The sequence below is a fragment of the Erythrobacter sp. BLCC-B19 genome, from assembly GCF_028621955.1.
Taxonomy (GTDB): domain Bacteria; phylum Pseudomonadota; class Alphaproteobacteria; order Sphingomonadales; family Sphingomonadaceae; genus Erythrobacter.
The window spans coordinates 3,567,565-3,581,823 of sequence record NZ_CP117516.1 but is presented as its reverse complement, the minus strand read 5'-3'; the positions used below and the strand labels follow the sequence as shown (position 1 = coordinate 3,581,823).

Annotated in this window: 18 protein-coding genes and 1 other RNA gene; 8 read left to right on the top strand and 11 right to left on the bottom strand. The window is 66.1% G+C overall.

Features of this window, described 5'->3' with window-relative positions; translation table 11 throughout:
* Positions 1 to 99 precede the first annotated feature (99 nt).
* Both PS060_RS16895 and PS060_RS16890 read left to right on the top strand, forming a co-directional pair.
* Complete coding sequence (locus PS060_RS16895; protein WP_273984668.1) at positions 100 to 504, top strand: DUF805 domain-containing protein; 405 nt, start codon at positions 100 to 102, stop codon at positions 502 to 504.
* A gap of 74 nt (positions 505 to 578) precedes the next feature.
* Positions 579 to 1,460 carry a hypothetical protein gene (locus tag PS060_RS16890; protein ID WP_273984667.1) on the top strand — a complete coding sequence of 294 codons (882 nt, stop codon included), beginning with the start codon at positions 579 to 581 and terminating at the stop codon, positions 1,458 to 1,460.
* Here PS060_RS16890 and PS060_RS16885 read toward each other — a convergent pair.
* Positions 1,457 to 3,982 carry an ABC transporter permease gene (locus tag PS060_RS16885; RefSeq protein WP_273984666.1) on the bottom strand — a complete coding sequence of 842 codons (2,526 nt, stop codon included), beginning with the start codon at positions 3,980 to 3,982 and terminating at the stop codon, positions 1,457 to 1,459. The two genes, PS060_RS16890 and PS060_RS16885, sit on opposite strands and share 4 nt — an antisense overlap.
* Complete coding sequence (locus PS060_RS16880; RefSeq protein ID WP_273984665.1) at positions 3,979 to 4,671, bottom strand: ABC transporter ATP-binding protein; 693 nt, start codon at positions 4,669 to 4,671, stop codon at positions 3,979 to 3,981. Before PS060_RS16880 ends, PS060_RS16885 begins: the two co-directional genes overlap by 4 nt.
* 59 nt (positions 4,672 to 4,730) lie before the next feature.
* Between PS060_RS16880 and PS060_RS16875 the strand changes: the two genes are divergently transcribed.
* The gene (locus PS060_RS16875) at positions 4,731 to 5,456 is read left to right on the top strand and encodes an arylesterase (protein ID WP_273984664.1); all 726 of its coding nucleotides are present in this window, start codon (positions 4,731 to 4,733) and stop codon (positions 5,454 to 5,456) included.
* Here PS060_RS16875 and recF read toward each other — a convergent pair.
* Positions 5,453 to 6,541 carry a DNA replication/repair protein RecF gene (gene recF / locus PS060_RS16870; protein WP_273984663.1) on the bottom strand — a complete coding sequence of 363 codons (1,089 nt, stop codon included), beginning with the start codon at positions 6,539 to 6,541 and terminating at the stop codon, positions 5,453 to 5,455. The two genes, PS060_RS16875 and recF, sit on opposite strands and share 4 nt — an antisense overlap.
* A gap of 242 nt (positions 6,542 to 6,783) precedes the next feature.
* On the opposite strand from recF, the gene PS060_RS16865 reads away from it, so the two are divergent.
* From PS060_RS16865 to PS060_RS16855, 3 genes are read left to right on the top strand one after another with little or no spacing between them, the layout of a single operon-like run.
* Positions 6,784 to 6,897 (top strand): enoyl-CoA hydratase, encoded by a 114-nt coding sequence (locus PS060_RS16865; RefSeq protein ID WP_273984662.1) that lies wholly within the window; start codon positions 6,784 to 6,786, stop codon positions 6,895 to 6,897.
* A 36-nt stretch (positions 6,898 to 6,933) separates the two neighbouring features.
* On the top strand, positions 6,934 to 7,047 hold the full coding sequence (locus PS060_RS16860; protein WP_273984661.1) for an enoyl-CoA hydratase: 114 nt from the start codon (positions 6,934 to 6,936) through the stop codon (positions 7,045 to 7,047).
* Between the two features lie 34 nt (positions 7,048 to 7,081).
* Positions 7,082 to 7,297, top strand: a complete 216-nt coding sequence (locus tag PS060_RS16855) for a PspC domain-containing protein (RefSeq protein WP_273984660.1) — start codon at positions 7,082 to 7,084, stop codon at positions 7,295 to 7,297.
* 93 nt (positions 7,298 to 7,390) lie between these two features.
* On the opposite strand, the gene PS060_RS16850 is transcribed toward PS060_RS16855, so the two are convergent.
* From PS060_RS16850 to PS060_RS16825, 6 genes are all read right to left on the bottom strand, one after another.
* Positions 7,391 to 8,173: an SDR family oxidoreductase gene (locus PS060_RS16850; protein WP_273984659.1), complete on the bottom strand. Its 783-nt coding sequence runs from the start codon at positions 8,171 to 8,173 to the stop codon at positions 7,391 to 7,393.
* A 1-nt stretch (position 8,174) separates the two neighbouring features.
* The gene (locus tag PS060_RS16845) at positions 8,175 to 8,738 is read right to left on the bottom strand and encodes an NUDIX hydrolase (protein ID WP_273984658.1); all 564 of its coding nucleotides are present in this window, start codon (positions 8,736 to 8,738) and stop codon (positions 8,175 to 8,177) included.
* 141 nt (positions 8,739 to 8,879) lie between these two features.
* Positions 8,880 to 9,554 carry a TPM domain-containing protein gene (locus PS060_RS16840; RefSeq protein ID WP_273984657.1) on the bottom strand — a complete coding sequence of 225 codons (675 nt, stop codon included), beginning with the start codon at positions 9,552 to 9,554 and terminating at the stop codon, positions 8,880 to 8,882.
* Positions 9,555 to 9,557: 3 nt separating this feature from the next.
* Positions 9,558 to 10,439, bottom strand: coding sequence for a TPM domain-containing protein (locus PS060_RS16835; RefSeq protein ID WP_273984656.1), 882 nt, complete (start codon positions 10,437 to 10,439; stop codon positions 9,558 to 9,560).
* Positions 10,436 to 10,954, bottom strand: coding sequence for a TPM domain-containing protein (locus PS060_RS16830; protein ID WP_273984655.1), 519 nt, complete (start codon positions 10,952 to 10,954; stop codon positions 10,436 to 10,438). The genes PS060_RS16835 and PS060_RS16830 overlap by 4 nt, the downstream gene beginning before the upstream one ends.
* Before the next feature lie 16 nt (positions 10,955 to 10,970).
* A complete protein-coding gene (locus PS060_RS16825; RefSeq protein ID WP_273984654.1) occupies positions 10,971 to 11,600 on the bottom strand; it encodes a LemA family protein in 630 nt (209 codons plus the stop codon).
* A 165-nt stretch (positions 11,601 to 11,765) separates the two neighbouring features.
* On the opposite strand from PS060_RS16825, the gene mscL reads away from it, so the two are divergent.
* Both mscL and ssrA read left to right on the top strand, forming a co-directional pair.
* Complete coding sequence (mscL, locus tag PS060_RS16820; protein ID WP_273984653.1) at positions 11,766 to 12,188, top strand: large conductance mechanosensitive channel protein MscL; 423 nt, start codon at positions 11,766 to 11,768, stop codon at positions 12,186 to 12,188.
* 9 nt (positions 12,189 to 12,197) lie between these two features.
* Positions 12,198 to 12,572: a transfer-messenger RNA gene (gene ssrA / locus PS060_RS16815) on the top strand.
* A 69-nt stretch (positions 12,573 to 12,641) separates the two neighbouring features.
* Here the strand turns inward: ssrA and PS060_RS16810 are convergent.
* On the bottom strand, positions 12,642 to 12,896 hold the full coding sequence (locus PS060_RS16810) for a hypothetical protein (RefSeq protein ID WP_273984652.1): 255 nt from the start codon (positions 12,894 to 12,896) through the stop codon (positions 12,642 to 12,644).
* Between the two features lie 94 nt (positions 12,897 to 12,990).
* The gene (locus PS060_RS16805; RefSeq protein ID WP_273984651.1) at positions 12,991 to 14,238 is read right to left on the bottom strand and encodes an N-succinylarginine dihydrolase; all 1,248 of its coding nucleotides are present in this window, start codon (positions 14,236 to 14,238) and stop codon (positions 12,991 to 12,993) included.
* Positions 14,239 to 14,259 lie beyond the last annotated feature (21 nt).

Here is a 14,259-nt window from a genome sequence, read left to right as displayed (position 1 = left end):
AAGTGAGGGCTTCGCACCAGTGGTGCGGAGCCCTCTGCATTTGAAGAGACCGGCTTCGTCCGGCTTGCCTGCGCGCCGCTGACGAGAGATGAAGCTCCCATGCTGGACAGCCTGATTGATCCTTTCCGCCGGATGTTCGATTTCCGTGGCCGCGCACGGCGGCGCGATTACTGGCTGTTCGTTGCCTGGCAGGTGCCGGTGCTCATCGTGGTGTTTCTCGTCACCAATCTTGTGCTGGGGACGGCCGGCACACTGATCCTTGCGCCCGAACTGATGATCTACGGCACGCTCGCCTATACGGCGGTATTCGGCCTGCCGGTGCTGGCCCTGCAAGTGCGGCGGCTGCACGATTCCGACAAGCGCGGTTGGTGGGTGCTGGTGGGTTTCATCCCCTATCTCGGCCTTGGCTGGCTGTTGTTCCTGATGGCGCAGCAGGGCACCTGGGGGCCGAACCGTTATGGGCCCGATCCCCGTCAACTGTGGGAAGGCGACCTGTTCGAATAGGTTTGCGTTTGCCACGCGCGGACAGCGTGTGCATTCTGGCACCTGCGGCGCGGGATGGCCGCTGGGGGACACAGATGTTTGATATTGGGCGCGTGTTTTCGACCAGCTTTGCGATGCTGCGTGAGCGGCTATGGCCGCTGGCCGGGATGTGGGCGGTGTTTCTCGCGATCCAGATGGCGGCCTATACGGTGCTCTCGGTGGTCATCGCGGTGGTCGGCATTGCCGGGATCGCCGGTCTTGGCTTTGCCATCGACGATCCTGCCAGCGCCAGCGCCTTGAGCGGGATCGGGATCGGCGTGTTTGTCATGATGGCGCTTTTCTTTGCCGCCTATCTGATGCTGGCCTTTGCGCAGCAGGCGGCGATGGTGACACTCGCCTCGCCGCTGGAGCGTGCGGCGTTTGGCGATGCGATGCTGCGCGGCTTTCGCACCTGCCTGCCGTTTCTGGCGATTTCGGTGTTGCTGACGATTGGCTATATCGCGTTTACGTTGGTGATAATGGCGATAATGAGCGCGCTTGCGCTGACAGGAAGCGCCGGCGCGGGGGTATTCGGCGGCCTCGTCGGGTTGGCCAGCCTGCCGCTCATGCTGTTTCTGGCTTGCCGCTTTGCGGTGCTGGTGCCGGTTGTCGCGGTGGATCAGGTGTTCAGTCCGATCGCCGCGCTGCGCCGCAGCTGGTCGGTGACGCGGGGCAAGGCCTTGCGTATTTTCCTGGCGCTGCTCGGCTTCTTCGGGATCGCGATGGTGGCGGTGCTGCTGCCCTTCGCGCTGATCTTCGTGGCGGCCGATATGGCCCAGGACAACACCGGACTTGGCCTGCTGCTGATGGGGCTGGGCTTTCTCGTGTTTGTGCCGGTGGGGATTGGCTTCATGCTCTACACCGCAACCTTTACCGCCGCGCTGCATTGCGAAGTGACTGGCGGCGGGGCGGAGCGGCTGGAGGAGGTCTTCGCCTAGAGCTCTCTCAGCGCCCGCGCCGGTTTCGCCCGCAGCAGGGGCAGCGATCCGGCGAGCGCAAAGCCCAGCACCAGCGCGATGCCAAGGGCGAGCACGCCCAGCACCTCGCCCCAGTCGGGCAGCCAGTCGAATTCGAACAGCTGGGTGATCACCACCCAGGCGAGCCCTCCGCCAAGCCCCAGCGCGACCAGCGCCAGCACGCCCGCCAGCAGGCCATATTCGGCGAGTTGCAGCAGCAGGATCTGCCGCCGGCTCGCGCCCAGCACGCGCAGCATCACCGTGTCATAGGTGCGCGCCGCCCGCGCCGCCGCAATCGCGCCCATCAGCACCGCAAGCCCTGCCAGCACCGTTACCGCTGCTGCCGCCAGGGTCGCAAGGCTGACCTGTTCGAGCAGCTTTCGTGCCTCGACCAGAATGCCGCCGACCTCGATCACCGAGGAGGACGGCATCTCCTTCACCAGAGCGCGCAGCAGACGCCCGCGTGCGGCGGTATCGGCGCCGTCCGGCAGGTCGATCGTGGCCGACAGGTTGTGCGGCGCATCGGCAATCGCATTGCGGCTGAACACCAGCGCGAAGTTGAAGCCCATGCTCTCCCAGTCGATCTCGCGGATATTGGCGATGCGCGCGGTGCGCTCGACGCCGAGGATCGCGATGGTGAGATAGTCGCCCACCTCCAGCCCCACGGCGCGGGCGAAATCGGCATCGATCGAGACCAGCGGTTCGCCCTTGTGGAACGGGCTCCACCATTCGCCCGCGACCACGCGGTTGCCCTGCGGGATGGTGTCGGCATAGGTCAGCCCGCGCTCGCCGCGCAGCGCCCATGCGCCCTCCGGGATTTCCTCAAGGTCGGCGACGCGGGTCATGGCGTCCTTCGCCCCATAAGCGATCACCGCGCCGCGCATGGTGGGCACGGTGCGGATCCCGGCCTTGGGGAACTCGGCCTGGATCAGCGCGAAGAAGCGCGGCTCCTGCGCGGGCGGCACGTCGAGCACGAAGTAGTCAGGTGCCTCGCGCGGCACGCGCTGCGCGATATTGCCGTCGATCGCGCTCTGCACCGCGGCCAGCAGCACGAAGGCGGCAAGGCCAAAGCCCAATGCGGTGACCAGCGCTCCGGTCGGCGCGCCGGGGCGATGGATATTGGCAATGGCGCTCCGCAGAAGCGGGTTCTTCGGGCGCGGCAGGCCGCGGGCGAGGCGCTGGATGCCCCATCCGAGCCCGGCGAGCAGCAGCAGCGCTCCGCCCGCGCCGAGCAGGAACCCGCCCGACAGCATCGGCTGCGCGGTGGTCAGCAGCGCCAGCGCGCAGATCGCCGCAAGGCCCGCACCCGTCGCCAGCAGCGCGCGCTTGTCTCGCGCCAGGGGCACGATGCCTGACCGCATCAACGCCATCGCCGGGAAGGTGCGCGCGCGCAGGAGGGGCGCGGCGGCGAAGGCGAAAGCCACCAGCAGGCCGTAACCCGCCGCCAGCAGCAGCGCGCCCGGCGCGATAATGAACCCGCTCTCGACCGGGAGCAGGCCTTGCAAGGCGCTCGCCAGCAGCGGTGTCACCAGCACGCCTGCGGCCAGCCCCGCCGCGCTTCCCGCCAGCGCCGCAACGCCGATCTGCATCGCATAGATCCGCACGATATCGCCGGAGGTGGCCCCCAGCACCTTCAATGTCGCGATCCCCGCACGGCGCTGGTCGAGATAGGACGAAACGCCGCCCGCAATCCCGATCCCTGCAATCACCAGCGCGGCGAGGCCCACCAGCGTCAGGAAATCGCTCATCTGCCGCACAAAGCGGTCAGCGCCGGGGGAGGCGCGGTCGCGGGTGCGGATGTCGAAGCCGGCGGTGGGATAGGCCTTGGTCAGCGCCTCCTCGATCGCCTCGGGGTCGCGCCCCGGATCGGCAAAGGCGATGCGGTGCTTGCTCTGGTAGAGCGCGCCCGGTGCCAGCAATCCGGCTTCGGTAGGCACGCTGTCGGCCACGATGACCGTCGGGCCGAGCTGGAAGCCTTCGGACAGGCGATCCGGCTCGTCCTTGATGATCCCCGCCGCGCGCAGGGTGACGGTACCGACCTTGAAGCTTTCGCCCAGCCTGATCCCCAGCCGTTCGAGCGCGGTTTGCGCGATCCACGCATCCGTGCCGGTGGGCGCGCCGACGGTGCGGCCGTCCTCCAGCAGCAGCGAGCCGAACATCGGCCATTTCGCGTCGACCGCCTTCAGCTCGATCGGCGCGGCCGCATCAGGCGTGCTCGCCATCGCCTGCATCCGATAGCCGCTGGAAATGGTGCCATAGGCCGACAGCGCCTTGCGTTCTTCGGGGCTGAGCGTGCGTTGCCAGACCTCGACCTCGAGATCGCCGCCCAGCAGTTCCTGCCCGCTGGATTCCAGCTCGCGCTCGATCGCGGTGGTCAGCGTGCCGATGGCGGCGAGCGCTGCGGTGCCGAGGAAGATGCACACCAGCAGCAGCCGGAGGCCGCGGAAGCGCGCGTTGAGATCGCGCCGGGCAATCGCCCATGCCGTGCCGAGGGGAAGGCTCATGCGGGCATGGTGTCCGAGACGATCACCCCGTCCGCCATGGTCAACACCCGCTCGCACTTGGCGGCAAGGCTGGCGTCATGGGTGATGATGAGGAGGGTCGCCCCGGTCTCGGCGCGGCGGGCGAACAGCAGCTTGATGATCTCCTCGCCGGTCGCGGCATCGAGGTTGCCGGTCGGCTCGTCGGCGAAGATCAGGCCGGGGCGCGGCGCGGTGGCCCGGGCGATGGCGACGCGCTGCTGTTCGCCGCCCGAAAGCTGGGTGGGATAATGCCCGGTGCGATGCGCCAGGCCGACCGCCTCCAGCTCCGCCAGCGCGCGCGGGTGCGCGTCCGCCATGGCGGCAAGCTCCATCGGGGTCGCGACATTCTCCGCCGCGGTCATAGTGGGCAGCAGGTGGAAGGCCTGAAGCACGATCCCGATCCGGCCCCGGCGTGCGGCGGCCAGCCCGTCTTCATCCAGCATCGCGAAATCCGCCCCCGCCACATTGAGGCTCCCCCCGCTCGCGCGTTCCAGCCCTGAAAGCACCGCCATCAGCGAGCTCTTGCCCGACCCCGAGGGGCCAAGCAGCGCCACGACCTGGCCTTGCGGCACATCGAGGTCGATCCCGCGCAGGATCGTTACCGGCGCGGCGCTATCGCCGAGGGTGAGGGTCAGATTGCGAGCGCTGATTGCGAGAGAGGGACTTGTCACGCGGTTCCGATGGCATAGGTGAGGGGGAGCAACAAGCTACAGGTATGGAAGGCTCGCGGATGCACAAGCGCTCTTGGTCGAAAATTGCCGTGTTGGGCGCCGCGCTGCTGGCGCTGGCGGGTTGCGGCGACAGTGCCGAGGAGGCAGCGCCGCAGGGCGAGATCGCGGCGGATGGCAAACCAGCGCTCCCCGCTATTCCCGTGATGGGGCCGGAACGGCGGATCATCGCCTTCGGTGACAGCCTGTTTGCCGGCTACGGGGTCGATCCGCGCGATGCCTATCCCGAAAAGCTCGAAAACGCCCTGCGCGCCAAGGGGATCAATGCCGATGTCATCAATGCGGGCGTTTCGGGGGATACCACGGCGGCGGGGCTGAACCGGCTGGAATTCACGCTCGCCGCGCAGAAGGACACGCCGCCCGCGCTGTTCATCCTCGAACTGGGCGGCAATGATATGCTGCGCGGCCTGCCGCCCGAAGAGGCGCGCGCGAACCTTGAAAAGATGCTCACCATCCTCAAGGCGCAAAAGGTGCCGGTGCTGCTGATGGGGATGCGCGCGCCGCCCAATTACGGGCCGGACTATCAGGCGGCGTTCGACGCGATGTATCGCGATCTCGCCAAGCAATATGGCGCAAGCCTGATCCCGTTCTGGCTGGAGGACATCTATCAGGATCCCTCGCTGTTCCAGGCCGACAAGATCCACCCGACCGCGCAGGGGATCGAGCGGCTGGTGGCATCGACGATTGGCGAGGTCGAAGGCGCGCTGCCGCCGGCAAAAGCGCCCTAGAGCCGCTCCACCCCGCCGCCCGAGACCCGCCAGATCGCCGCTTCGCTGCGGATCGCGTCAAACGGGGCGAGTTCGGTGCCGGTCATCCACACTTGCGCGCGGCCCGTACGCAGGCGGTTGAACAACTCGGTGCGGCGCACGGGATCAAGATGCGCGGCCACCTCGTCGAGCAGCAGCACGCTGGGCCGCCCGGATGCGGCGAGGATGCCGTGGGCGAGCGTGATGGCGATCAGCATCGCCTTCTGCTCGCCGGTGGAACAGGCCGCAGCCGAGTGCCCGGTAGAGGCCATGCGCACCTGCAATTCATCGCGCTGCGGGCCGGTGAGCGCGCGGCCCGCGGCGCGGTCTCGCGGGCGGGCGCGGGCGAGTTCGGCGCGCAGCGCGGTCTCGTCGGTCGGGCCGCCGGGGACATAGGCGAGGGCGGGGCGCGCAAAGGGTTCGGGTGGGAGGGCTGACAGCTCATCGGCAAGGCGCAGGACAAGTTCGGCGCGGGTCCGCGCCACGGCAGCGCCATGATCGGCCGCCTGGGCCTCGACCGCATCGAGCCAGCGCGGATCGGCGCGGGTTTCGAGCAGCTTGCCGCGTTCGCGCAGCGCCGTCTCCAGCGCATTCACCCGCCGCGCATGATCGGGGGCGAGCGCCAGCGCCATGCGATCCATGAACCGCCGCCGCGCGCCTGCGCTGTCGGTGAACAGCCCGTCCATCGCCGGGGTCAGCCAGCTGAGCGCCAGCCATTCTGCAAGGCTGGCAGAGGTGGCGGGCGCACCGTTCACGCGCACCAGTCGCCGCCCCGGCTGACCGGGTTCGGTATAGGTGCCAAGCCGCGCCGAGATCGTCCCGGCTTCCGAAAGGCTCGCGCCAATCACGAAAGGCAAGGGCGGATCGCCCGCCACCGCCCGGCGCGGCAGGTCGCCGAGGTTCGCACGCCTGAGCCCGCGTCCCGGGCCGAGCAGCGAGAGCGCTTCGAGGATATTGGTCTTCCCCGCCCCATTCTCGCCCACCAGCAGGTTGAAATGCGCCGGCTCGCCAAGCTGGGTGGCCGCATGGTTGCGGAAGTTTTCGAGGGTGATCCGGCTGAGGCCCATGGCCCCAAGCGGGTAGCCGGAGGGGGGTGCTTTGGCCAGTGCGCGTGCTGGCGAAATCACCGATCCCAACCCTTGGTGAAATTTCCCAAGCTTTCGTTTCGCTGAACGTGCTGTTTGCGGCGCGAAAGGATCGAAACCGCAGAAATCCGCCATTTTTCGAGTTTGGCACGGCTCCTGCAATGTATTTGGCATCCCCGGGATGGTCCCGGAAACAACGCAAGACACACCAAAGGAGACCTCACATGACCACCATCGAAACCGGCAACCGCCTCTTCGCCGCCGCCTTCTCGGTCGTGCTTTCGGCAGCTTTCTTCGCCTACGCGATCATCCCCGCCAGCCCGACCCTCGTCGCCTGATCCGCCAACGCAACCCCATTCGAAGGAACCCACACCATGTTCGGCTCTGACAATTCTTCCCGCTTCGCTTCCGCCGCCTTCGCCGTCGTGCTGACGGTCGCCAGCTTCGCCTATGCGATCGTGCCCGCCAGCCCCGGCCTGATGGCCTGATCCGACCACCGCTTTTTCAAGGAGTTTGCCTCACATGAACAACATTACCGGCCAATCGGGCGGCACCCCGCCGAGCCGCAGCTTCCGCCTCGACAAGGGCAATGCCAAGGTGTTCGGCGTCTGCGCCGGGATCGGCAACTACTTCGGCATCGACACCATGCTGGTGCGCATCGGCTTTGTCGCCGCAACGCTGCTCGGCTTTGGCAGCCCGGTGCTGATCTACCTCGCGGTCGCGCTGATCGCCGACTGAGTGCAGCGACCACACAAAGCGGTTCCCGGTTTATCGGGCCGCTGCACCTGATGGAAAGAAACCGGGAGGGGCCTTTGCGGGCCCCTCTTTCTTTTACATGGCGCTGATGCCGCCATCCAGTTTCAGCTCGGCCCCGGTCATGAAGCGGCTTTCATCGCTCGCCAGATAGAGCACCGCGTTGGCGATATCATTGGGCTCGCCGACAAACTTCAGCGGGATCTGCCGCGCCAGCTTTTCCATCAGCACATCCTTGTCGAGCGCGTGCGCCTTGGCCGTGCCATCAAGGATCGGCGTGTCGACAAAGGTCGGGTGGACCGAATTGCAGCGGATCTGCATCCCCTTCTTCGCGCAATGCAGCGCGATCGACTTCGACAGCATCCACACCGCCGCCTTGCTGGCGTTGTAGGCCGGCATGGTGTCGCTCGCGATCAGGCCGGCGATGCTGGAGATGTTGATGATCGAGCCCGGTGCGTGCTCGCGCATCAGGGGGAGCGCCTTCTGGCAGCCGTGGAAGATCGAATTGACGTTGATGTCGAAGCAGCGCTGCCAGTCACCGAAATCGCAGGCCTCGATGTTGCCCGGAACGCCGATCCCGGCATTGTTGACGAGGACATTCAGCCCGCCGAGCTTCTCGCGCGCGGCATCGACAGCGGCTTCCCACTGGTCGGGCTTGGTCACGTCATGCGCGATGCCGTAGGCCGTGCCTTCGCCGAGTTCGGCGTTGATGATCGCGGCGGTTTCTTCTGCGCCCGCACCGTTGATGTCGGTCGCCAGCACCCGCGCGCCTTCCTGCGCCAAGCGGATGCAGTGCGCGCGGCCCAAGCCCTGCGCGCCGCCCGTCACCAGGGCCATCTTGCCCGCTACACGTCCTGCCATTTTACTTGTCCTCTCCCAGAAATTCCGGCGTCAAAAGCATCGCGATCCTCACGTCGACCGCGTGCCCGGCGCGCCGCCACTCGGCCACAAAGCGCGAAAGATCGTGCAGCGCAACCCGGTGGGTGATGATGTTCTCGTCCGATACCCCGCCACCTTCGCCCACGCGGGTAAGGCCGGTTGCCTTCAAGAGCGTGAAGCTTTCCGAGACCATGCCGGGCGATGAATAGAATTCGCCCAGCACCTCCATGTGGGCAGCATGGTAGCCGGTTTCCTCCTCCAGCTCGCGCGCGGCGGCGGCGGTGGCATCCTCATTCTCGGCCCCGGCATCGTCGCCGACGAGCCCTGCGGGAATCTCGAGGCTGAAGCGCCCCAGCGGCACGCGGTACTGGCTGACGAGGATCGCGTGACGCGTGCCATCCGCGTCTTCATCCAGCGCGATAATGGCCGCTGCCCGGATACCGCGCGCGCGGCCGACATATTCCCACCGGCCCCGCGTCTTGGCGGTGATGAACTTGCCCTCCCACTGCACGACTTCGGGAAGGTCAGCGTCGCGGTCTCTGATCAAGATATTAACTCCGTTCGTCCTGAGCCTGTCGGAAGCGAAGCTGACCCGCAGGGTCTACGACCGCACTTCACTTCATTGCGGGTGCAAAGGAAGGACGGCCCTTCGACAAGCTCAGGGCGAACGGGTCAAGGGGCTAATTGGTCAAACCTCGATCAGCCGATCAGGCAGTTCGTTCACGTCCTCGCTGCCGCGCGGGAAATGTTCGGCAAGGACATGGCCGACGTCGCGGATGCCCACTGCCAGCCCTTCGGCGATGCGCCCGTGGCGGATGTGGGCCAGCATATCGCCCATCGCCTCGCCCCATACCTCGGCCGGCACCTTGGCAGCGATGCTCTCATCCGCGACGATCTCGGCGCGGCGCTCGTGCATCGAGAGATAGATCAGAACCCCGGTGCGCCCGGTGGTGCGCCGTTCCGCGCCGACCTTGAACTGGCGCACCGCCTGATTGTGGACGCGCATGGTCTTGGTCGGGCCGGGTATCAGGGCGAATTTGAGCGGCTGCCATTGCTGCACCAGCATGACGCCGAGGAACTTGATGAGGCCCAGCGCGATCACCATGCTGGCGATTTCGCCGGTGCTCCATTCGTGGTCCCATCCGCCGAACATCGCGTCCCACGCATCGAGGAAGGGGCGGGGGAAGGCGGCGAAGACACTCATCGCGGTGAAGGCTGCGCCTGCCGCCCACAGCAGCGCGACATCGGTGTAACCGTCCGACGCTTCGGCCAGCACGGTGACGATCTCGCCCGAGGTCGCGCCTTCGGCCTCGGTCACGGCTTCGCTGACGAGCTGGCGTCCTGCATCATTGAGATAGGCCATGATCTACCAGCTCCCCGAAGCGCCGCCGCCGCCGGACGAGCCACCGCCAAAGCCGCCGAACCCGCCGCCGCCACCAAATCCGCCGCCGCCGAAGCCGCCACCGCCTCCGCCGCGGCCGCTATTGTTGATGATCCCCCGCGCGATCGCGCTGCCTACTTCCCACAGGATGACATCGCGCGCCGTATCGCCCAGCCCGCGGCTGCCCCACGGGCCATCGCCCTTCGAGGAATATTTGCGCTTGCGCCCGCGCCCGGCAAACAGCGGCAGGACGAAGAAGAAGAACAGGAAGGCGAGCCAGATCAGCACGCCGAAGGGAAAGCCGCCGTCGCTGCGGCTGCTTTGTGCAGCGGCGGCCTGTGCGGCTTCCTCGATGGCGATGGCATCCTCGGGCGATTTGGCCAGGTGAGCGAGGATCGCGGCGACCCCGTCGGTTACGCCGGCATCGAAATTGCCTTGCTTGAAGCGCGGGGTGATGACGTCGTTGATCACGCGCCCGGCCATGATCCCGCCGAAATAGCCGTGAAGGCCATAGCCGACCTCGATCCGCACCTTGCGTTCATTGGGCGCGATCAGCAGCAGCAGGCCGGTGTCGCGCTTTTCCCCGCCGATCCCCCACTTGTCGGTGAAGAGCGTGGTCGCATAGGTCTCGATCGAAGCGCCGCCGAGGCTCGGCACAGTGGCGACGATGATCGCGCGGCCGGTCTGGGCGTTATAGGCGCGCAGCTCCCCGTCGAGCTTGGCCTCGGTCTCGGGCGAGAGGATGTTCGCGCCGTCATAGACCGGGCCATCCGGGCGGGGCGGATAGTCCTGCGCCTGAGCGCCTGCCGCAAACGTAAGCAGCAGCGCGGCAATCCAGATGCGAAGCAAGGCGAGGAACCTGTTCATGCGGCCTCTTTCATCATCTGCCGGCACCGTGGGCTGACCGGCCCGGGAGCCGTATTGGCGGTGTCGATCCGGGCGATCAGCGCATCGACCCCTGCATTCGTCCCGCCCTCGAGGTCGCCAGCACTGAAGCGCGGGCGGATCGCCTCGCGAATGATCTGTGCCGCCACTTCGGAGGGAAGAACCGTCTCGAGCCCGCAGCCGACCTCGATCCGCAATCTCCGCTCCGCAGGCGCGATCAGCAGCAGGACGCCGCGGTTGGTCTCGGCATCGCCAATGCCCCAATCGTTGAACATCCGGTTCGCGGCTGCCTCGATCGTCTCGCCCTTCAGACTTGGCACGGTTGCGACCACGATCGCGGTTTCCTTGTGATCCCAATAGCGGCGCAATCTGGTGCCGAGGGCTGTCTCCGCTTCGGGGGAGAGAACATCGGCCTGGTCGATCACCGCTGCCCCTGGCCTTGCGGGTTCTGCTTCGCGGTCGCAAGCGGCCACGAACAGCGCCAGGCCTAGGAGCACGGTGCGCGCAATCACCTCAATTGGTGGCGGCCGGCGTGGCCGCGCCGGTGATGCCGCTCATATCGACCTTGGGGTTGGCCTTGGCGCCTTCCTCAGCCTTGAAATATTCGAGCGGCTCGGCGCCGTGGATCACGTTCGCCCCGATGCTCGAAGGGAAGGTGCGGATCTCGGTGTTATAGTCCTTGGCGAGCTCGTTGTAGCGCACCCTTTCGGTGTTGATCTGGTTGTTGGCCTCGTCGATCGCGATCATCAGATCCCGAAAGCGAGGCTGGCTGGTGAGGACGGGATAGTTTTCCACCACGGTGCGCAGCTGGCCCATGGCCTGCGTGAGCTGGTTCTGCGCGTCGTTGAACTTCTTGAACTCTTCCGGGTTCGACAGGTCATCGGTGGTGATGTTGATCGCGGTCGCCCGGGCGCGCGCGTCGATCACGCCTTGCAGGATGTCCTTTTCCGAAATGGCAGCGGCCTGCACCACGGCGACGAGATTGGGGATCTTGTCCGAACGGTTCTGAAGCGCGCTTTCGACGTTGCCCCACTGCGCCTTGGCGGCTTCTTCCTTGGTGGGCACCGAGTTGATCCCGCAGGCCGCAAGGCTGAGTGCGGCAGCAGCGGCAAAGGCGCCGCGCAGCATAGTCCTGAAATTCATGGCCTTATCCCTCCTCATCGCACGGGGCAGCCCGGCGGTGTGTTCCTGTATTGCGGATATAGCACACCGCTATCCCCATTCAAGGCGCGTGGATCGGATGCCATGACTTGGCAGCCGCTGGGCCGAGTGCCAAAAGGGGACAAACGGCACACAGGAGGGATCATCATGCTGTCGGAATTCAAGGCCTTCATCGCCAAGGGCAATGTCATCGACCTCGCGGTCGGCGTCATCATCGGCGCGGCGTTCGGCGCAATCGTCAAGTCGCTGACGGACGACATCATCATGCCCTTCATCGGCTGGATCGTCGGCAGCATCGACTTTTCGGACATCTACATTGTGCTGTCGGGCAATGTCGCCCCCGGCACATCGCTGGCTGCCGCGCGCGAGGCAGGGGCCGTGGTGCTCGGCGTCGGGGCGCTGGCATCGGTCGTGATCAATTTCCTGATCCTGGCCTTCATCATCTTCCTGATGGTGCGCTATGTGAACAAGATTACCGCGCAGTTTTCCAAGACTGAGGAAGCCGCAGCCCCTGCCGGGCCGACCGAGATCGACCTGCTGATCGAAATCAGGGATGCGCTGAAGAAGTAAGGGCGGCGCTCACTTCACATTCAGGATTGCCGCGCTATATCCGCTTCCGCCGGGTTCGCCCGGCTATGGCGATAAATTGCTGCGTGCAATAGATGCAACGGACCCGGGGGCAGTACCCGGCGGCTCCACCATCTGAGCCCACGGTCGACACGCGTGGACCGCGTGCCGACCGAGCGGCTCAGCTGGAGGGGCCGAACCAGGATCGACGTGTGTTGAAAGACGTAGTTTTCGCCCGGGCTGAGTAACCCGCATAAGGCTCAAAAACCATAAGTGCCAACGACAACGAAGCACTTGCTCTCGCTGCGTAATGTGACGGCCTAACGGCCTGAATTTACTAAGCCTAGAGCACGGTTCGGACCGAACCGGGTAACAGAATCGGAAACCGGGCGTCCGGGGGGAACGTAGCAACAGAATCCCCCCACCTTCCCGAAAAGATGCCGCAAGCTGAGCGCTTCAGTCGCGCGTATCGACCCGCGCCTCGCGCAAGCTCGCCACTTCCTTTTCAAGCTTCAGGCAGTCGAGGATTTTCGCGCCCGCAAGGAACACGGCGCCGGTCGTCGCGAGGAACAGCAGCTTGCCGCCGAAGCCGGGATATTCGTGGAGATAGACCATCCCCCGCGCACTCGAACCCAAGGCGAGCGCGTAAATGATCAGGAACGCTTCAAAGCGCGTCTTGATCACGAACAGCCGTCCCAGCTTGCGCAGCATGGCGTCTCCCGAAGTGCTTTCGACTCTGCGTGGCCGCTGAGTCGCCTTTACGATGGAGTAACCTTACGCCGCGCCAGCGCTTGCTTCAAACGCGTTAACCAAGCTGTGCCAGATCGAGCGCGTCGAGCAAGGCGAGGCGTGCCGCAATCACGCTGTCCGCCAGCACCTGTGACCCAATATCGGACGGGTCGATCTGTTCGGGCCAATGCGCGGCGATGACGCGTTCGATCAGGTCGGCGCGGGCCTCGTCGAGCAGGAAGCGCGGGTCGACCGTCGCCGGATCGCAGACGACGCGCAACCGAAGGCAGGCAGGCCCGCCGCCATTCGCCATCGATTGCCGCACATCGACCGGGATCACCTGACGGATCGGGCCATTGCTGGCGAGCATCGCCTCGCACCAGCCCCAAACGCTCGGGCTCTCGCGACATTCCTCGGGGACGATCAGCGCCATCTCGCCGCTCGGCAGCGTCAGTAGCTGGGCGTTGAACAGATAGGTGCGGATCGCCTCTTGCAGCGAGACAGCCGACGCAGGCACCTCGACCACTTCGAGCGCCGGGAAGGCGGCGCGGATCGCATCATAGGCGCCCTGCTGGTCGGCAAAGGCCTCGGCATGGGTGAACAGCACACGCCCGTTGGCGACCGCAACCACATCATTGTGGAAAGCGCCTGCCGCAATGGCCTCGGGATTCTGCTCGATGAACACGGTGCGCGCGGGATCGAGCCCGTGGGCGCGGGCGACAATGCGGCTCGCCTGCTCGTGCTGGCGTGCAGGGAAGCGGCCGCCGGTCTTGCCATAGACGAACACCTCGACCCCGGGGGCATCGTGACTTTCGCACAGCCGCATATGATTGGCCGCGCCTTCATCACCGAAAGTCGGCGGGACGGCATCATGGATCGCAAAGTGCCGCGTGTCGCCGAAAGCGATCCTGAGCTGGGCCTGCGTATCCGGCCATTCCTGCGCGCGGTGGAGCATGGTGATGAGGTTTGCCGGTGTCAGGTGGCAACGCCCGTCGGCAGTGTCAGGGGCCGGGGAGACGGTGGCGGCATTGGCCGTCCACATCGAGGAGGCCGACCACGGCGCTGCGCGCAATTGCGGCGGCTCGGTGCCATCGAGTGCAAGCGCCTGCGTCAGCGCATGGTTGGGCCGGGGGAGCGGCAGAAGGAAGCCTTGCACGCCCAGCCGCGCAAGGTTCCCCCGCATCTTGGCCACGCCCTGAAGTGCCGCCGCGCGCGGGTAGGACGGATCGCCCGCATGGCTTGCACTGGCGATATTGCCGAGGCTGAGGCCTGCATAGTTGTGCGAGGGGCCGACGATCCCGTCGAAATTGATTTCGGTGAGCATTTTCTCAGTCCATTTCGTCAT

Bases quoted from the DNA above. Each gene is read 5' to 3' on its own strand.
- PS060_RS16895 (WP_273984668.1), top strand. From the start codon at position 100: ATGCTGGACAGCCTGATTGATCCTTTCCGCCGGATGTTCGATTTCCGT.
- PS060_RS16890 (WP_273984667.1), top strand. From the start codon at position 579: ATGTTTGATATTGGGCGCGTGTTTTCGACCAGCTTTGCGATGCTGCGT.
- PS060_RS16885 (WP_273984666.1), bottom strand. From the start codon at position 3,982: ATGAGCCTTCCCCTCGGCACGGCATGGGCGATTGCCCGGCGCGATCTC.
- PS060_RS16875 (WP_273984664.1), top strand. From the start codon at position 4,731: ATGCACAAGCGCTCTTGGTCGAAAATTGCCGTGTTGGGCGCCGCGCTG.
- recF (WP_273984663.1), bottom strand. From the start codon at position 6,541: ATGGGCCTCAGCCGGATCACCCTCGAAAACTTCCGCAACCATGCGGCC.
- PS060_RS16865 (WP_273984662.1), top strand. From the start codon at position 6,784: ATGACCACCATCGAAACCGGCAACCGCCTCTTCGCCGCCGCCTTCTCG.
- PS060_RS16860 (WP_273984661.1), top strand. From the start codon at position 6,934: ATGTTCGGCTCTGACAATTCTTCCCGCTTCGCTTCCGCCGCCTTCGCC.
- PS060_RS16855 (WP_273984660.1), top strand. From the start codon at position 7,082: ATGAACAACATTACCGGCCAATCGGGCGGCACCCCGCCGAGCCGCAGC.
- PS060_RS16850 (WP_273984659.1), bottom strand. From the start codon at position 8,173: ATGGCAGGACGTGTAGCGGGCAAGATGGCCCTGGTGACGGGCGGCGCG.
- PS060_RS16840 (WP_273984657.1), bottom strand. From the start codon at position 9,554: ATGGCCTATCTCAATGATGCAGGACGCCAGCTCGTCAGCGAAGCCGTG.
- PS060_RS16835 (WP_273984656.1), bottom strand. From the start codon at position 10,439: ATGAACAGGTTCCTCGCCTTGCTTCGCATCTGGATTGCCGCGCTGCTG.
- PS060_RS16825 (WP_273984654.1), bottom strand. From the start codon at position 11,600: ATGAATTTCAGGACTATGCTGCGCGGCGCCTTTGCCGCTGCTGCCGCA.
- mscL (WP_273984653.1), top strand. From the start codon at position 11,766: ATGCTGTCGGAATTCAAGGCCTTCATCGCCAAGGGCAATGTCATCGAC.
- PS060_RS16810 (WP_273984652.1), bottom strand. From the start codon at position 12,896: ATGCTGCGCAAGCTGGGACGGCTGTTCGTGATCAAGACGCGCTTTGAA.
- PS060_RS16805 (WP_273984651.1), bottom strand. From the start codon at position 14,238: ATGCTCACCGAAATCAATTTCGACGGGATCGTCGGCCCCTCGCACAAC.